Origin of the sequence: Rubripirellula amarantea (assembly GCF_007859865.1) — a bacterium.
In the GTDB taxonomy this organism is placed as follows: Bacteria; Planctomycetota; Planctomycetia; order Pirellulales; family Pirellulaceae; genus Rubripirellula; species Rubripirellula amarantea.
In genome coordinates, this window is the sequence record NZ_SJPI01000004.1 from 1 (window position 1) to 16,019 (window position 16,019).

A 16,019-nucleotide genomic window follows, 5' to 3' on the forward strand; every position below is an offset into this window, starting at 1 on the left:
GCCATGCACATCATGGCAACGTGCTGGCTCGCTTTCGGACCTGGAGCGAATCAAAGATGTGTGTAACAACGAGGGGACGGACGGAAGACTTTCCACTTCAAAAACCGCGCAAGCCGTCCTCCCGTGCATGTCATGGTTCGCCGCCGTCCTGGTTCCTGAGGTACACGTGACGCCGGGATTGAATTTCGTCTTGTGTCAGGTTGCGGAATCCGTTGTTGGCGCAAGGACGCCCGAACGCAAGCATTACCGGTGCAATGCACGCGATCGCTAGCGGTGCCGGCAGCAATCCCACAATCCAGATGTGGTTAAGGAATCGAATTGGGTCAGCGGACAGCCAGCGATACGCGGCAAACACCAAGGCGAGCATGACAACAACCCAAGACGCGGCGATAGGAAAGGGCAATCGCAGAAAAAGGCGTGTGCTGCAGTGAGGGCATTTGAGTAGCGGAACAGCTAGTCGCAAACGATTGACCGATAATCGGCACACAGGACAGTCGTTGGTAGACCGAGCCGTATCGTCAAATGCTGTATGGGCCGTCGGTTCGTATGGATTCGCCATCAGCGATTAGATTTCAGTCGGCGAACGGCAGACATCACGGGGGACGGAGAGTTGATCTTCCATTTCAGCAAACGCCGCAAGCCGTCCTCCCGTGCATGTCATGGTTCTGCCTTCTTTGTGTACCGTTACGGTGTGACGACGACAAAGTAGTGTACCAAGACAAGGCAGTGGAGTCCGAATGCGAAACCAAGCCTGCGGTACGCGCGGTAGTATGATGAACGTCGTTCGGCGGGAACTAGGGATGGCCCGAATGACGCAAGTATGCCCTGTCGTATTTGCGGCAGCTTGGCATAGGCGAGATCAATGACACCGCAAGCATAGATGAACGCAACAATCCAAAGGTTGAGCGGCCAAGCAGTTGCGATCGCGATGCCAAAGATGAGAAGAATGGGGAAGTGGATGATGGCGTTCGCAGCAAGTTCGTAGCGTCTCATATGCGTTACCGTCGACAGTGCGTTGCGAAATTTCGTTCAGTGGCAGAACGTCAGGCATCACCGGGTACGGAGAGTAAAGGCAACCATTTGCGAAGACGCGCAAGCCGTACTCCGGTGAATGCCATGGTTATACGCCGTGGCCCGTAGCCAATGAGTCAGGGGTTGAAGTGTTTCGTGGAATATAGGTCAGGCTGTGCATCGCGGCAACGTCGTGGACAAAGGGACAAGGAAACGAAGGGTACGTCGCCATCATCTTGCCGCGAAGAAGTGGGCAAAGATGATGATGGCGACGTTCCCTTCGTTTCCGGCGGGTGACAGCGGAGTGATCGTGGACAGCACGGCAACAGCCGCAAGCGACCGCGCACTTGGCACCGCCTTGGAGGTCGCGACGTTCCGAATGGCCGGCGATCAATGAACCAACGCGGCCAAAGAAGGATCGCCAGCCATTCGGTACGTCGCGACCGGAATGACAAGCAGACGCAAAAGCGTTGAAGCGGAGCTCGAGCATGGATGATCTGGAACCGCGTAGATCGCGGCAGCGTGCTCGACGTTGCGAAACACGGCACGGCCGAGTTGGCCTTCGGGTCGGCCATTAGTCGTCAGCGTCTCAAGACCGAGCACATCGTGGCGTCACAAGCCCGCGTTAAGTCGGATAACGGTAGCGATATGCGGGCGGCGGCGAATGAATCAACCATTGCGAGAACGGCTACCACCGCCGCTCCGTATCATCGCATTGTTCGCCGCCTCCAAGTGAAGAAAGGATGACCATCGCGTTAGACGTGAGTTGCGAATGAAATTATTCCGCATTGTCATCTTTGCTGAGGAGGACGAGACAATAGGCCCGAGCATGATGTCGTAGAATTCCGATGCTCGCGGTGCCAATGGGTGTTTCACGTACGGGCGTCCATCCGTCGGCCAGCAGCTCGGGTAGCACGCCTAGCTCATTTGTTGAGTAAGGTTTGTCGCGAGGACGATCCTTATCGCCGTAGAGATGCCAGCTACCACCGTCTGCAAGGTCAACGACAATGTAGCGGTATTGCATGGATGCGGGCTCTGGCGCGAGGCTACAAGATGGATGGAGTTCATTCGGCGAACGGCGGCGTTGACCGAGCACCGCCAATTTGGTTTCCATTTGCAAACGCGCCATGCGGTGCTTCGGTCCAACGCATGGTTCGCCGCAACTATTGAGTCGTCGATGACGTCGTTGCAGTTTAGATTTCGCTTCCGTTCGGTTTTAACGTACTCCTGGCATTCGCCGCAAGTTGCTCTGCGGCTGCATGGCCTTTGCTCGTCAGCACAAATACTCCAACCTTCAATCCATCGTTAGACGAAAACCCGCGTTGCTCCAAACTATTGATCGCGTCCATCCAAGCCTCGGTTGTCATTGGATTTTGATTCGGAACGAGGTCCGCGCCATTAACGTACACCTCAAGTTTGCCATCGAATCGCGTCCAATAGAACATCGAATCGCTCGGAGCAGCTGCGGTCAGAATCTGGGTTTCCTCAGTTGAGAGTTGGCGCGACGATGCGTTGCATCCGGTACCAAGGAGCATGACGACACAGATCAAGAAGGTAGTTAAATCTCGCATTGCTTGTGATCTGTCGACGAACTTGTTTCTCACCTGAGGGTGAGGGTGGGAATACTTGGTTTTGACTTGTTCTTACTGGTTGGTGCCACTTGTTCTCACCGGCAAGCGCACCTTCGGTACCGTGGGTGGTGGTCCTCATTTTGATACAACCCAACGGCCACGCACTTATTCTCACCGGTTGGCTGATCCCGCGTCAAGCAAAATGCAAGCAATTTGATTCCGGTTTGCTGGGTCCTCGCAACATCACTCTGTAGCCAATGGAGCATGCTGCGGCGGGACCGCGTTGATCGTCCAGTAGATCTCTTCATCAAACGGATTTCCGTACGCATCTTTCAAATGCAACCTCAGATGCAGTTGGTGGACGGGCGCGATCTTGGGCGTGACTAGGCGGACCCGTGTACCAGTCCCACGTGCACGAGCCTCCCCTGTAACAGCCTCCCCTGTAACGGCCTCCCCTGTAACAGCCTTCGGTGTATCAGCCCCCCGTGTATCAGACCCACGCGCACCTGGCCCCAGCACATCCAGCGATTCGACTACAACGGACTCGATCGCCAGAGGTTCGGTTCCCTGCTCTTGGGTCCCCGGAACATATTGGTCCGATCCATAGTTGCGACTCCATTGGTAATCCCACTGGTTGCCAACATACGATGCGATATCCTTCGCCGACGAAGGACTCAGCTTAAAGTTGAAGTCGAGTTCCAAGCCGCCTGGAACAACGCGAGCATCGACCACCATTGGCGCTGGCTTTCCGGTGTAGCGCAGTCTTTGAATTCCGCCATCGGCTAAGCCGACGCGACCGCCTCCGTTCCAGCCCTGCAATCCCGTCGCGTAAACCTGCCCGTCTTTCGGGTTCACGCGTCCACGCATGATGCCCGTTGCGAAGTTGAATGGCAGTTTGACAATTGCCGCTTGCGATAGCTCACCAACGTCCTGGATCATCAGGTACGACATCCACCCCTTCCCAAAACAGGTATGCAACAAATGTTTTGAAAGTGGTCCGAACCGATGGTCTTCGACGTAGATCTGACCACCCGATGAATTGTCAAATTCTTGCGGCATCCATACCAGCGGCGGTTCAAACGTCTCAGGTGCCTGCACCTGAGTGATGTCGATCGCTCCTCCGCCAGGTTCCCACATGCCAGGGATCGAATAAGTGGGTACCCAGCCGTAGAAACCACCGGGTTTAAGCAGATTGATCTTAGAAGCAGGCGTCCACTGGCCTTGGTTGTCGCTATTGACGATTCTAGCGAGCGTCGACGTATCGCCCGGAAGGACGCCCATTCCATTAGGAGTGCGAAAACCGGTGCTATAGACCTCGCGATTCTTTCCATCAGGAGAAATTTTGAAGACAACGCCTGGCAAGTCCGAGTCGGCACCGTGACCGCTCTTAGCGTAATAGAAGTTACCTTCGCTATCGGTTTGCAAGTCAAAGTTAAAGGCGTGAAAATTTACGGACACATCAGTGTCGGCGCTAAAACTTTCATAGAAATCAGCTTCACCGTTTCTATCTCGATCATGCAAACGCACGATTCGATCCTTGCACGTCACATACACATAGTCGTCGACAATCTTTAGTCCAAGTGGTTCGTATAAGCCAGCGGCGAAACGTTTCCATCGCAAGTCCATCAGATCCGTGTCAATGCCTGAAACAACCCAGACATCGCCGCCATAAGTACAGATCGCCATACGGCCGTCGGAATAGAAGTCGAGCGCCGACGTGCGAAACCAAGTGTTGGAATCCGTTGCATCGGGAAGAGTCAGCGTGTCCAAAACGTATCCACCTTCTTCCAAACCCAATGTTCCGACCGTGATGACTTGCTCAGGCCACAACGCGGGTCCTCCGGCAAGAAGTTTTCCAGGCGAAGAGGACAGAGGTTTGGTAGAGTGCGATTGGAGTTGCCTCTTCAACTTCTCGGAAGACGAAGCTTGCTCAGATGAATCGATCCACGTCCGCACGATATCAAGATCGCGTACGTTTTGATCGGCGGGAATCCGTAACATCAATCGCTCTTTCTTGTCGACTTCCCATCGAATCCCCTTGGTGTCTCCCCGAACTGCGAAGCCAGCATTCTTATTAGCCGCAAAGTCAGTTTCCAACTGGCTCTCGGTTCCGAATCCGTCAGCCAGCCACAGGACCAGTGAGCGTCCAGGTGAAATCTGTAGCGAGTGCGTAATGCTATTATCACCCGAGAATCGCGGCGCTTCTAAAATCGCTCTTCTGTCGATGGTGTAACTCAGCACCACCGCGTTGCCAGACACGTAATAACCGTGGTAGTCCATCCACTTGATGGGCATCGGCCCGCGGGGCAACAGATCTTTGCGAGGATAGTCAAGCGTTCCGTCGTGCCCCCATTGCCAACGAGCCATCGCGTTGATCTCGGTTCCCTGGGGGTTGGCTGTGCCTTCGCCGCGATCGCGAACATGCTGAGTTTGCGTCAAGTCCAGAAACCCACCGTTCCAGATTCCTGCCTGGTTCATTGAATGAAGGTCGTACGAGATCGTCAGTCCACCGAGCGGAATCGTCAACACGCTGCTGAATTCGCGTCGCAGTTGCGACCCTAACGCCGGACCCAAATCTCGCGGCACGTCGGCAATTTTGGTTCCGTTTTCAGTTCCCAGAGGAAGCCCCGCCAAGTACTCACTCGTGACGTCAAAGTATTCAGGATTGGACGGCTTCATGAACGCTTCACGAACGTAGTGAACCACTTGATACCGTTCCTTGGGCGTCAGGTGCGACATTGGTGCCATCAACCCGTTGCCATGCGAGAGCGTTAGAAACATGCGGTAAGGATCAGAACCAAATCGCAATTTTTGCGTTCCAAACGCGCGAGCCGTTGGTAGTGAGGGAGTGTTCCCATCGCTGCCGTGGCAGTTGAAACAATAACCATGATAGATACTGTGCCCTTCGTCAAAGTCATTGGCCGTCAGTTTGCTGATGATGCCGGCGTGATCCAGGTTGGCGGTATCATCAACCACGGCAAGCTGCTCTTCGGATGGCTTCAAATTCGCAGCACTGTCTTGGCCGCCCTCGGACACTTGCATGACATACTTCGCAAGGTCCAGAAAGTCTCGCTGGTTGATCAACGACGCAACCAAACCATCGGGCATCAATGACGTTTCATTGGTACGAATCGCTTCGACGTCGTCCATCGAGACAACTTTGTCGTCAGCCAAGTTTGACGCTAACCGCATCGTGATGGCATCCTCATTTCTTTCCACCATCATTCCGACCAACACTTGACCATCTACGGTCAGCACCGAATATGTCTCGAAGCCATCACGGATTTTCTTAGATGGAAACAACAGCGATTCGATGACATGGCTATCGGGCACTTTACCAATCGTTGCTAGATCGGGCCCAAGCGGTGACGTTGATCCGTCGCCGAGATGGCACGACACGCAAGACGCCGCCGACTTATAGAACAAGAGCGCACCGCGCCGAGCATCACCGCGTTGACGAGCCTCGATGGCTATACGCTCAACGCCAGCGTTCTTTAGCTGAGCCTCGAGGGGCAGCGGATGTCGCAGCGTTTCCGCATGCACTACTGACGTGATCAGAAAAGAGAACGGAATCAGTACGCGAAGAGCTATCGAAAAAATCACAGGTTCCCTTGTGTCAACTCATTACGCAGATGAAAGATACCTTCTTCATGCTGCCTACTGTTATGAAAGTAAAACGTACCGGTATTGGCACGATCATTCCTGCCGCAACGAACGAGGCTACGATTGGCGGTGGTGGAGCGACGTTGTTTCATTCGGAGGATCAGATAGCACTGCGTTTGATTGTTAGCCTGCAGCAATTTTGTGCAGCGAAGGTCTTAAGCCAGTCGCCAAAGCTGGCAGGCTCGATGCGATCTCGCTACTGAGTAAGACCGGTTGATTAAGACGAACTGATTCAAACCGGGTCGCTGGGTTTGCGGCCTTGGAAATCGTCACAGCAGGCTCACTACATTTCGATCTCGAAACCTTTGCGATTCTCACGACTCATGAATGAACTCGCTTGATCGTCGCCAATAATCTCGCGCTTCGACGGATCCCATTTCAAACTGCGATTCAATCGCATTGCTATGTTCGAGAGGTGACAGATTTCGAGCATTTGGTTGTGCGACCAAACATCTGATATTGGCTGCTCGCGTGATCTCATACTGTTGATCAAGTTCACCACGTGGTTTGGTGTGTGCGGACCACCATACACCTCTTCGATCGCGCCATCAGGCAGCGGATTGGATGCAAGGTCTTCGGCTGGCTTACCCGCAAGTTTTCCACGGTTGACGAAGAATCTTCCTTTCGTCCCTTCGAACAAGACCCCACCGTCTCCTTCGCTCGTGATAATCATCTCGACACCGTCCGCCAAATCAACCTTAACCTCGAACGTGGTCGCGACGTTGTAGCGATCTTGAGGAACCGGATAGCCGTCTTTGTACTCACATCCCATCTTGAAATCTTGCGGAGTGACTTCGATCGGAGCTGTTTGTTTTTCGCCAATCCCCCAGAAACCGATATCGACAAAGTGGGCTCCCCAGTCGGTCATCTTGCCGCCTGAATACGCAAACCAGTTGCGGAACGAATAGTGACAATTGCTGTGAAACGGAACACCACCACCGTAACCTTCTCGCACCTCGGGGAGAGCGCGGTAATCGACTTTGGGTGCCGGTCCCAACCAGAAGTCCCAATCAAGTCCTTTCGGCACGTCAGCGACGGGGATCGAAGGCGACGGCTGGAAGTCCTTGAGACCGCAGGTCACGCGCTTCAGATCTCCGATGCGCCCCCCTCGGATCATTGCCATCGCTTTGAGAAAGTTATCCTGCGACCGCTTCATGGTACCGACTTGAAAAACACGGCCTGTTTCCTTGACTACCTTTTCAATCAATTTGCCTTCGGCGATTGTTAGCGTCAGAGGTTTTTCGCAGTAGACATCTTTGCCCGCGTACATCGCTTCGATCGCAATCTTTGCGTGCCAGTGGTCGGGAGTCGCAATCAGCACCGCATCGATGTCGTCTCTTTCCAAAATACTGCGGTAGTCCTTGTAGGTATCGGGCCGCTTCGTATTCTTCTCGTTGACCATCTTTTCAGCAGTCGCACCGAGAATATTTGCATCAACATCGGCAAGCGCGACCACGTCGGTTGCTTCAAGAGCCGATTGAGTGATAACCCAACCCTGGTTACGTAAACCGATTGAAGCAAACACGGGCCGTTCGTTGGGCGAATCTGCAGCGAAAATGCGATCTGATGACGCTGGTAAAACGGCAGCCGCTCCGGCAGCCGACACAGTTTGCAAGAAACGACGACGATTTGGCTGGCGAGATCTTGGCATCAATCTATGTCCTAGTTGATTATCAGTGGCGAGTCTTGGAAGTGATAAATTGAGATTCGAAAGACCGACCGCGCCTTCACGGTCTTTGCACTTAATGTATTCAATTTCGTTAGCGATCTTAGACTATCGCTGACGCGTCGGGGCGTGTTGGAAACGAATCGTTCGGCACTTCGATGTCATGCCCGCATTCCGAATGAGCAAGCCGACATCCTGAGCTAGTCGGTATGATCGCCAATCTTAACCGAATTGCATTGACGAGAACGCGATCCAACAGAGCCGGCGACTCGTTTGGCAAATGAACGAGGTTAGGTCACAAGACTTGCTGGACGCGATCGAGCGATTTCAATCGTCGCTAACGACGCTGTACCCTTGCTTTTCGTAAGCTCGAGTCAGAGTTGCATTCTAAATTGGATCTTAGAATGCATTGAAAAGCGATTGGTGAGCTGCTCGCGGTACGCACCGACGGTGCGGATGTTGCATAGACTTTTTTAGCCTGCATTGCGATTGAGTTCGCGTTTGGAATTGTCGCTGGAATTCCGGTCGGAAGGTCCATCAAGGCTCGCGTTATCTGCTTCGACTGCCTCGACTGCTTTGTTTGGTTCGTCAAAGAATGGGAACAACCTTCGAATTTCATCGTCACTTGGCTGGGCACCGTACTCGCATATTTCGAACGTTTCCGCGTACTTGACCGCGTTGCCCCGCTCTTCGCCGTACCAACGTACGAGTGAATCGCGATAGTTCGCTGCTTCATTCTCAGAACGATTGTTCCATACCTCGCGAACCATTTCTAATCGCAGATCCTTCATTCTTGCTGGTGGCGACTTGGCTGCGGTTTCTTCGTTTCCTAGTGCACCGCCGTCGAACACTTGGGATTCGAGTTCTGCGATCGCTGCGACCTTGGTTTCAAACGCATCGTCAATCGAGACGGCAATATCAGCCTTGAAGGGATACGGATTTTTGAATCGGTCGCTGCTGTATAAGAAGACCGGATTCTTTTTCAACGCAGGAACATCGGGACAGAAAAACGGCACTGCAACCATGAAGGAAGCGTCCTGTACCAGCACGCCCACATAGCGATGATCGGGGTGATAGTCCCAAGGTCGATGAGCGATCACAACGTCCGCTTTCCATTCGCGGATCAGCCGAGTAATGATGCGCCGATTTTCAAGGGTAGGCATCAATTCGCCATCGTGAATGTCCACGACTTCCGATGTCGTGTTCATGATTTCAGACGCCTTGCGAACTTCTTCCGTCCGGCGTTTCGCGAGGGCGCCACCTGACATGGACCAATGCCCGATATCGCCATTGGTGACTGACACTAATTTCACATGGTGTCCAAGTCGCGACCATTTTACTGCGCATCCGCCGGCTCGATATTCGGCATCGTCAGGGTGAGCCCCAAAAACGATAATACGAAGTTTGCCGTCGTCATCCGAGGAAACGTCTGCAAACGCGACGGAAGTAGAAAACGTGATCGTTAGTAGACATATTAGCAAACGCATGGTCGTTCTTTTCCAGGGTTGTGGTGAGAGTCTTGTTTGGGGGTAGCATGGCTTGCGACCTAGGGGATCAATTTCCCGCAGGTGCTTTGCTCGCAGTGCTTAGTAGAAATCAGGAAAATCAAAATGTGCGAGCACGTCGGGAAGAAGTATTGTAAGTGGCCAGTCGCATCGCTCGTTCTTTGCGATATCGAAACATGACACCAGGACGTTTGAGAGCTTAGCAAAGGTGACTCGTTCGTGTGACAGAGTTGCAAGTTGGCGAGGTTTTCTATTTCACTCCGCCTTCGATGCTTTGCCTTGCAAAATTTCATTGGGGAACGCCGCGGCAATCCATTACAATCCATCTTTGCCGTCCGTGTAAGGCAAACGCCTCGTAAATGTCGCAAGAAGATATCTATTACGTGCGACGAGTTGTCCTGATTGCGTGCAGGACATCGGCATCACTGCCTCACCGTGCAAATTTGTCACAGTCTTCAAAGCCGTCCATCGCGGTTTGTTTTCGCCCCTCCCGCTCGGCAAGGTTCCGCTGTGAAGTGTTATCAGAGTTTGAAAGCGATGCTGATCTACAAACGTTTGCGTATCGTCGCGATTTTCGCGTCGACACTGATGCTCTGCCTGTCCACTTTCGGCGCCGATCAAGTGTCGGATCAACCTGACATCGACAAGAGCACGGAACTGGGAGACCGTTTGTTAGCGGAGTACTTTCAACTTGAGACCGCCGCCCTATCAACGGAGGTCGTGACGCCGGGCATGACTTTACCCAAGTTGAAGACACAACAAAGCATCGATCGACAACGCCTCGCCGAAATGCTTGGTCTTGATCCAATGCCAAAGCGAACGCCGCTTGAAGCGGTCGTGGTGAGCACCGAAGCACGCGACGGTTTCCGGGTTCAACGATTGCATTTCCAACCGTCCCCGGGTTTGTATGTTGCGGCAAATTTCTATTTGCCACTGAAGGTCGATCAAGCGTTACCAACCATCTTGTATGTATGTGGTCACGCCAACACCGAAGCCAATGGAGTTCGCCCCGGGAACAAGGCGGCCTACCATCACCATGGCGTTTGGTTCGCACGAAATGGCTATGCGTGCTTGATCGTTGATACTATCCAGCTAGGTGAATTCGCAGGGCAGCATCATGGCACCTATCGCTGGGAAAAGTGGTGGTGGAACAATCGCGGATACACTCCCGCAGGCGTCGAAGCGTGGACAGGCATTCGCGCGTTGGATTACCTAGAGACTCGCCAAGAGGTCGACGCCAACCGCTTTGGCATCACCGGGCGATCGGGCGGGGGAGCATACTCGTGGTGGATCGCAGCACTCGACCAACGTATCAAAGTGGCGGTACCAGTCGCCGGGATCACAACGTTGAGAAATCACGTTGTCGATGGATGCGTCGAAGGTCACTGCGATTGCATGTACATGATCAACACCTATCGTTGGGATTACGCTCGAGTGGCAGCATTGATGGCACCACGACCTTTGCTGATTTCCAACAGTGATAAAGACAGCCTGTTTCCGCTCGATGGCGTGGTAGAGATTCATCGCCAAGTTCGTGACGTTTACGATGTTCATAGCAAGCCCGATCATCTTGGCTTGCAGATCACCGAAGGACCACACAAAGACACGCAAGAACTCCGCGTTCATGCTTTCCGATGGTTCAACCGTTTCTTAAAGAACGATGAATCGCTCATTCGTACGCCGGCGGAGCAGTGCATTGAACTCAGCGACTTGGCCGTTTTCGACCATCCACCCAACGACGAGCAAGTGACCACGGTTGACGAATGGTTTATCCCCCAGGCCCATGAACCAATCGAGAACTGGCTCGAATCTCTGCGTGATAAATCATTTGCGGGTTGGCCAAGCGAGGACCAGGTGCGGCCACTTCGCCTAGAACTCGTTGCCGAAAACGAGAAAGACGGCGTTCGATGCGAGGTTTATGAATTCGACAGTCAACAACCGTACCGCCTTCCGTTGTTCGTTATCAGCATTAACGAGCCTTCGACCAAGGTGAATGCGTGGACACTCGAAACTTTGAACCAGGAACAGTGGGGGCGGGTAGCCGGAGGCATCGCATCAATGATGCCTCAATCGCTGCCAAACACACAGGCATCGAGTGAGGACTTTGAGATCCTCGCCGAGCGTGTGAGGCGGAGTCCCGATCGCAAGCTTGTGCTCTTTGCTCCACGTGGAATCGGCCCAACGGAGTGGACTCGAGATCCAACCGAACGAGTACACATTCGCCGTCGCTTCATGTTGTTAGGCCAGACTCAAGATGCAATGCGGATCTGGGATCTTCGGCGAGCGATAGCGGCGGTGCGAGCAATGCCTACGTACGACGATGCGTCATTAACGCTTCGCGGCAGCAACCATGCTGCGGCATGGGCGTTGTACGCTAGTTTATTTGACCAACATGTCAGTGAACTCGAAATGCGAAACCTTCCAACCAGTCATAGAGATGGAATCACGTTGCTGAACGTTGAACGAGTGGTCGATATGGCCACCGTGGTTCAGCAGGCAGGCAAGCGTTCCAAGCTCAGCATCATTCGTGACTAGTCGAACTTGAAGGAACGTGCGAAACGCAAAATCAGGCACGCTCATTTCTTTACTTCGCTGTAGCGTTCTTGAAGCAGAAATCCGGTTCTTTCGTTGGGCTTTGCTGCACGTGCACCTCCGATGCATCCTGACGCCTTCGTGCAATGTCCGTTTCCAACCAGCAGTCGCCCATCACCAAGACTTGCAATGCCAAGCGAACAGTTTGTTTCATAGCGTCCCAAGACTTGAAAGTCAGGATCGGTAACCAGAAGTATTGCCGGACTCCCGTAGCAACCGAACCACCATCGTCCGTGGGCGAAGGCTGCAGTCTGGATTCCCAAGTGTGTGTGTCCACTTTCAATCACATGTTTCTTGATGAACTGAAAGTTAGCATCGTATTCATAGACGTAGTTTTCGCTCATTTGGTCGGGTAATCCACCGACGACATAGAATCGTCCGTCTCGAAACCCAACTCCTCCCGCTCCATAAAACACCTCGTCGCATGGATGTTTTTCTAGTTCCACCAGATCATCAGTGTCGTAGACGTAAATCCAAGAATCTGCGTTCCCTTCGGGATGGTTAAATTCGCCAAGGTTGACTGCGACGAAAAGTTTTCCCTCGTGAACGCAGAGATCGCCGTGATGATTGGCGACCGGAACTTTCTTAATCACCTTTCCGTTGAGGTCCGTTTTCACGAGCGTCGTCGTGAAGCTCCAGTAGATCGCGGACGACTCTGCACAGATCCCCTGCAGATGGTGAGAGTACGTGCCTTCGCATTCTACTTGATACAAGTCATCCAACGATTGGGACGGACTGTTGTGCGGCAGATCTTCGGCAGAGACGTCAAGGTGCACTGCAACCAACCATGTCAGCATGCAAAGAACGAATCGGTTGTTCATGGTATTCTCGCCAAAGTCGTATGAAGCAGTATGAAGTCGTGATTGGTGTGCTAGAGCGAACCGTCAACGTCTGACATCCACCAGTTCTAACTCTGCTGCCTCCTTGAAGCAAACCATGTTATTCCAACCATACCCTACTTTGTTGGTGCAACATAACGCTGCCGAATGCGACACAGCGATCGCGCCGTTGGAAACAGTGACGTTCTAGTTCGCGGTACAAACGCCTTGATCCCTGAGCACCACATTCATCGACCAACAAGAACCGTTTCCTTGGACAACGCGCAATGGTTGCCGATGTTGAACCAAAACGCGTCGCCTCTTAATCGCACGAGCGTTATGCAAAGCCGAACTCAAACACGATTACGGTAGTTGTACGTTTCAAGCTACCCTCGCGCAAACTCAACATTGCGAGATGAGGTCAATCAGTTTGTTCGAGTCTCGCGATCGTGGAGTCTCGCCAAGCTTTACGGTATTGTGATAGAGCGAGACTAACATGACCTTCAGCCGCCTGCTGTATTTCGGCGAGGTCGACTCCGGACGCTCGCAATTTCGATGCAACCTGATGAGTGACGCTGATGTGATGGTCCGTCAAAGCCTTTGTGATCGCTGCGAAATCTTGTCCATGTTGATGAATCAATTGATCGGCGTATTGGGCGGGCGATGAAAACATACCATCCCCATCCGCATCGATGCGGATCGCACCGGAGCAACTAAACGCACGAGATTCGAAGTCGGGCGAATCGACGTCGTAGGGCTTCGCCATTGGCCAATAAGGGGCCGATACTCCGGGCCCCGTTGCGGTGGCGGTGACCCAGACATCATGTTTAAGTTCACCTGGCGCGATCCGCCAAGTGTGACGAAACTTCTTGCCAGCACTCCGAGATGACTCACCGGGGACTTTTTCACTAAAGCGACGTTGACCGCAAATGTACAACTCGACAGAGTCAGCTTCCGTCCACTGCGGGCCGTGGACTTCGACGACGAGTTCCAACCCATTTTGTCCAAGTGTGACAAGATCTGAATCGTTCGCTTCACGGTTGACGTTCAAGGTTGCCAATAGTCCATAGCTAACCACAACACGGCCTGCGAGAAAGGAATCGACGCATTCGTCAATATTGATCGACGCCGGGTCCGTATCGTTGCAACGGATGTAAGTTCTGCCCTGACCAACGATGTAACGCGAAACATCGTGCGAATCACTTCCGCCTACAGGGGTGGGCGAAAGTCCACGGTTCATCAGTCCACACCAATCCATAAACAGCAGCTTCACATCGTTCTTAATGGCACCCGAATTGATTACTTCCAACGCGTTGTATCGTTGCAATTGGCCATCGAGGTTTTCGCCGGTCAGACTGAGATGATGACGAGGTGAAAAGGGACGGAATCCATTATGGATGTCACGTGCATGGTTCAAGATCGCGACACGCACGCCGGGAGTTGAATAGATATCCTCAAACAGATCTTCCCAATGGTGGATGTGAAAGTCGGGAATGGGGCTGTCATCTTCGATCGGAAAAATGCAGAAGTGCCCCTTTTCAGTGGAGACTTCATTGCCAATCACAGGTGTGAATTCGGAAACCAATCCGGCAGCAATGAGCGATGGTCGAAAGTCAACATGCTTGTTGTGGTCGGTGGCGATTGCCAATTCAACACCTTCCCCGGCCAATGTGACCATTCGTTCCTCGATCGTGCAATCTCCGTGGCCAGAATGTGTCAAAGTATGCATGTGCGTGTCACAGGCAACCCATCCGGCGGTATCGACTTCGCGTCTAAGCTTCATCGACGCTCGCATGCGCTGACCAGGCATGATCTCGATGTCGGTGCTCGCGATGGAATATTCGAAACCACGTCCAGCATAAAGTTTGTAGACACCAGCCTTGACTGCGAAACTTGTCCTTCCCGAGCTCGTGTAAACAACCCCTGCACGCACTGCCGTTTCAACGTCCGGTTCCGCGATTACTGGGACTAGAGTTCCACGTTCGTCGACAATCGTGATACGGCCTGGCATAAAGCCCCCCCTCTCGTCGAACAAATCTACGTCGATTGTCGCAGCAGACCGAAGCGTCGGTGGATCCATTCGATGAATTCGGATCTCACCTACACGAATGTCATCAACGACGTCTTTGTTGTGAGGAAGAACTTCGAGCTTATTTTCCCCCTGCACCAACGCGCCATGTGGAATTTCAAAATCAGTCACCATGTCGTTTTCATCACGAACGAGCCGACCGAGCGGTTGTTCATTGATCAACACTTGCCACGCTTCCTTCACATCCTGTTGGCGAAGTGACAGCGTGTAGGCTTCAGGATTCGGTTCCGAGTGGAACCTGCGTTCAATACGAGCACCAGACGCGACCTCCGGAAACGAGCTCCATTCCCGCGTTTCACCACTGCGCAAATGAATCATCGCTTCCTCAAGACTGACCGTATCCTCCGATGGTTCCTGTGCGAATGCTGCTGAAGCAACGTTAACAAAGAACAATACGCAGATGAAGTTTTTCATGATCAATCCAAGGGCAGGGCGCGAGCCTTCGACCGGCTTAAGCGATCAATGATAACGGTTTCGCCCCATCAAATAACAATGGAAGTCAATTAGTGCTTAACAGCGTTACTCTCCCGGATTTAGAACACGGGAATAAGAGTCCAAATGATAACTAGCTGCGAGCTGGATGCGACGAACATTGGTAAATCGCAGGAATCAAACGTGGTGTCACCGAGGATCGTCCAATTCGATGCATCACGAACGGCTGAATTTCCAATCAGGTTCGCTCCTCGCCTCGGTAGGTGGGGCCGGCTCGAATCAGCGTTCTGCGAAAACAGTTCTTCGTCACTGATCGCGACAAGCAAAAGGAATACAAATCCCATTCCCGTACGTGTGATGGTGACCTTGGGTGGAGGTTAAGTGATATCCAAACCACCCCATTTCTTTTGAACAGATCGTGCCCGAGTATTCGATTGGAATCAGGCAGCACGACTGGCCATGAAGCTACCTAAGCGTGCAGCAGGACAAGACCAGCGTCCATTCTCAACGACTCAATCGCTCTTTCTTTCAAGATACATTACCGCACGGTGACAAGGTGGATACACTTCTTTGAACTGCTTGGGGAACCTATTCGTTGAGACTTGCCACACGATTTGTCAGGTCATTCGCGTGAGCGGACCTCCCTGCCGATCAACATGTCAGCAAACTGCT

At 52.8% G+C, this 16,019-nt stretch carries 14 protein-coding genes; 4 read left to right on the forward strand and 10 right to left on the reverse strand.

Going from position 1 to position 16,019, the window contains the following annotated elements:
- Window positions 1–130: 130 nt before the first annotated feature.
- Window positions 131–559 carry a hypothetical protein gene (locus Pla22_RS23840; protein WP_146517413.1) on the reverse strand — a complete coding sequence of 143 codons (429 nt, stop codon included), beginning with the start codon at window positions 557–559 and terminating at the stop codon, window positions 131–133.
- A 125-nt stretch (window positions 560–684) separates the two neighbouring features.
- Window positions 685–993 carry a hypothetical protein gene (locus Pla22_RS23845; RefSeq protein ID WP_146517414.1) on the reverse strand — a complete coding sequence of 103 codons (309 nt, stop codon included), beginning with the start codon at window positions 991–993 and terminating at the stop codon, window positions 685–687.
- 193 nt (window positions 994–1,186) lie between these two features.
- On the opposite strand from Pla22_RS23845, the gene Pla22_RS23850 reads away from it, so the two are divergent.
- Both Pla22_RS23850 and Pla22_RS23855 read left to right on the forward strand, forming a co-directional pair.
- Window positions 1,187–1,408 (forward strand): hypothetical protein, encoded by a 222-nt coding sequence (locus Pla22_RS23850; RefSeq protein WP_146517415.1) that lies wholly within the window; start codon window positions 1,187–1,189, stop codon window positions 1,406–1,408.
- A gap of 95 nt (window positions 1,409–1,503) precedes the next feature.
- Window positions 1,504–1,758, forward strand: coding sequence for a hypothetical protein (locus Pla22_RS23855; protein WP_146517416.1), 255 nt, complete (start codon window positions 1,504–1,506; stop codon window positions 1,756–1,758).
- Between the two features lie 31 nt (window positions 1,759–1,789).
- Here Pla22_RS23855 and Pla22_RS23860 read toward each other — a convergent pair whose 3' ends face one another.
- From Pla22_RS23860 to Pla22_RS23870, 3 genes are all read right to left on the reverse strand, one after another.
- Window positions 1,790–2,140, reverse strand: coding sequence for a hypothetical protein (locus Pla22_RS23860; protein ID WP_146517417.1), 351 nt, complete (start codon window positions 2,138–2,140; stop codon window positions 1,790–1,792).
- A gap of 64 nt (window positions 2,141–2,204) precedes the next feature.
- Complete coding sequence (locus Pla22_RS23865) at window positions 2,205–2,546, reverse strand: hypothetical protein (protein WP_165440815.1); 342 nt, start codon at window positions 2,544–2,546, stop codon at window positions 2,205–2,207.
- A 279-nt stretch (window positions 2,547–2,825) separates the two neighbouring features.
- On the reverse strand, window positions 2,826–6,185 hold the full coding sequence (locus Pla22_RS23870) for a DUF6797 domain-containing protein (RefSeq protein ID WP_146517419.1): 3,360 nt from the start codon (window positions 6,183–6,185) through the stop codon (window positions 2,826–2,828).
- A 62-nt stretch (window positions 6,186–6,247) separates the two neighbouring features.
- On the opposite strand from Pla22_RS23870, the gene Pla22_RS23875 reads away from it, so the two are divergent.
- Entirely contained in the window at window positions 6,248–6,448 is a 201-nt protein-coding gene (locus Pla22_RS23875) for a hypothetical protein (protein ID WP_146517420.1), read from the forward strand.
- Window positions 6,449–6,528: 80 nt separating this feature from the next.
- Here Pla22_RS23875 and Pla22_RS23880 read toward each other — a convergent pair whose 3' ends face one another.
- Together Pla22_RS23880 and Pla22_RS23885 are read right to left on the reverse strand one after the other, a co-directional pair.
- Window positions 6,529–7,896, reverse strand: coding sequence for a Gfo/Idh/MocA family protein (locus tag Pla22_RS23880; RefSeq protein WP_146517421.1), 1,368 nt, complete (start codon window positions 7,894–7,896; stop codon window positions 6,529–6,531).
- Window positions 7,897–8,384: 488 nt separating this feature from the next.
- A complete protein-coding gene (locus Pla22_RS23885; RefSeq protein ID WP_146517422.1) occupies window positions 8,385–9,398 on the reverse strand; it encodes a PIG-L deacetylase family protein in 1,014 nt (337 codons plus the stop codon).
- A 555-nt stretch (window positions 9,399–9,953) separates the two neighbouring features.
- Here Pla22_RS23885 and Pla22_RS23890 point away from each other — a divergent pair.
- A complete protein-coding gene (locus Pla22_RS23890) occupies window positions 9,954–11,951 on the forward strand; it encodes an alpha/beta hydrolase family protein (protein WP_207310474.1) in 1,998 nt (665 codons plus the stop codon).
- A gap of 41 nt (window positions 11,952–11,992) precedes the next feature.
- Here the strand turns inward: Pla22_RS23890 and Pla22_RS23895 are convergent, their stop codons facing one another.
- From Pla22_RS23895 to Pla22_RS23905, 3 genes are all read right to left on the reverse strand, one after another.
- Entirely contained in the window at window positions 11,993–12,829 is an 837-nt protein-coding gene (locus Pla22_RS23895) for a hypothetical protein (RefSeq protein WP_242632304.1), read from the reverse strand.
- 418 nt (window positions 12,830–13,247) lie between these two features.
- Complete coding sequence (locus Pla22_RS23900; RefSeq protein WP_146517423.1) at window positions 13,248–15,329, reverse strand: CehA/McbA family metallohydrolase; 2,082 nt, start codon at window positions 15,327–15,329, stop codon at window positions 13,248–13,250.
- A 119-nt stretch (window positions 15,330–15,448) separates the two neighbouring features.
- Window positions 15,449–15,691, reverse strand: coding sequence for a hypothetical protein (locus Pla22_RS23905; RefSeq protein ID WP_146517424.1), 243 nt, complete (start codon window positions 15,689–15,691; stop codon window positions 15,449–15,451).
- Window positions 15,692–16,019 lie beyond the last annotated feature (328 nt).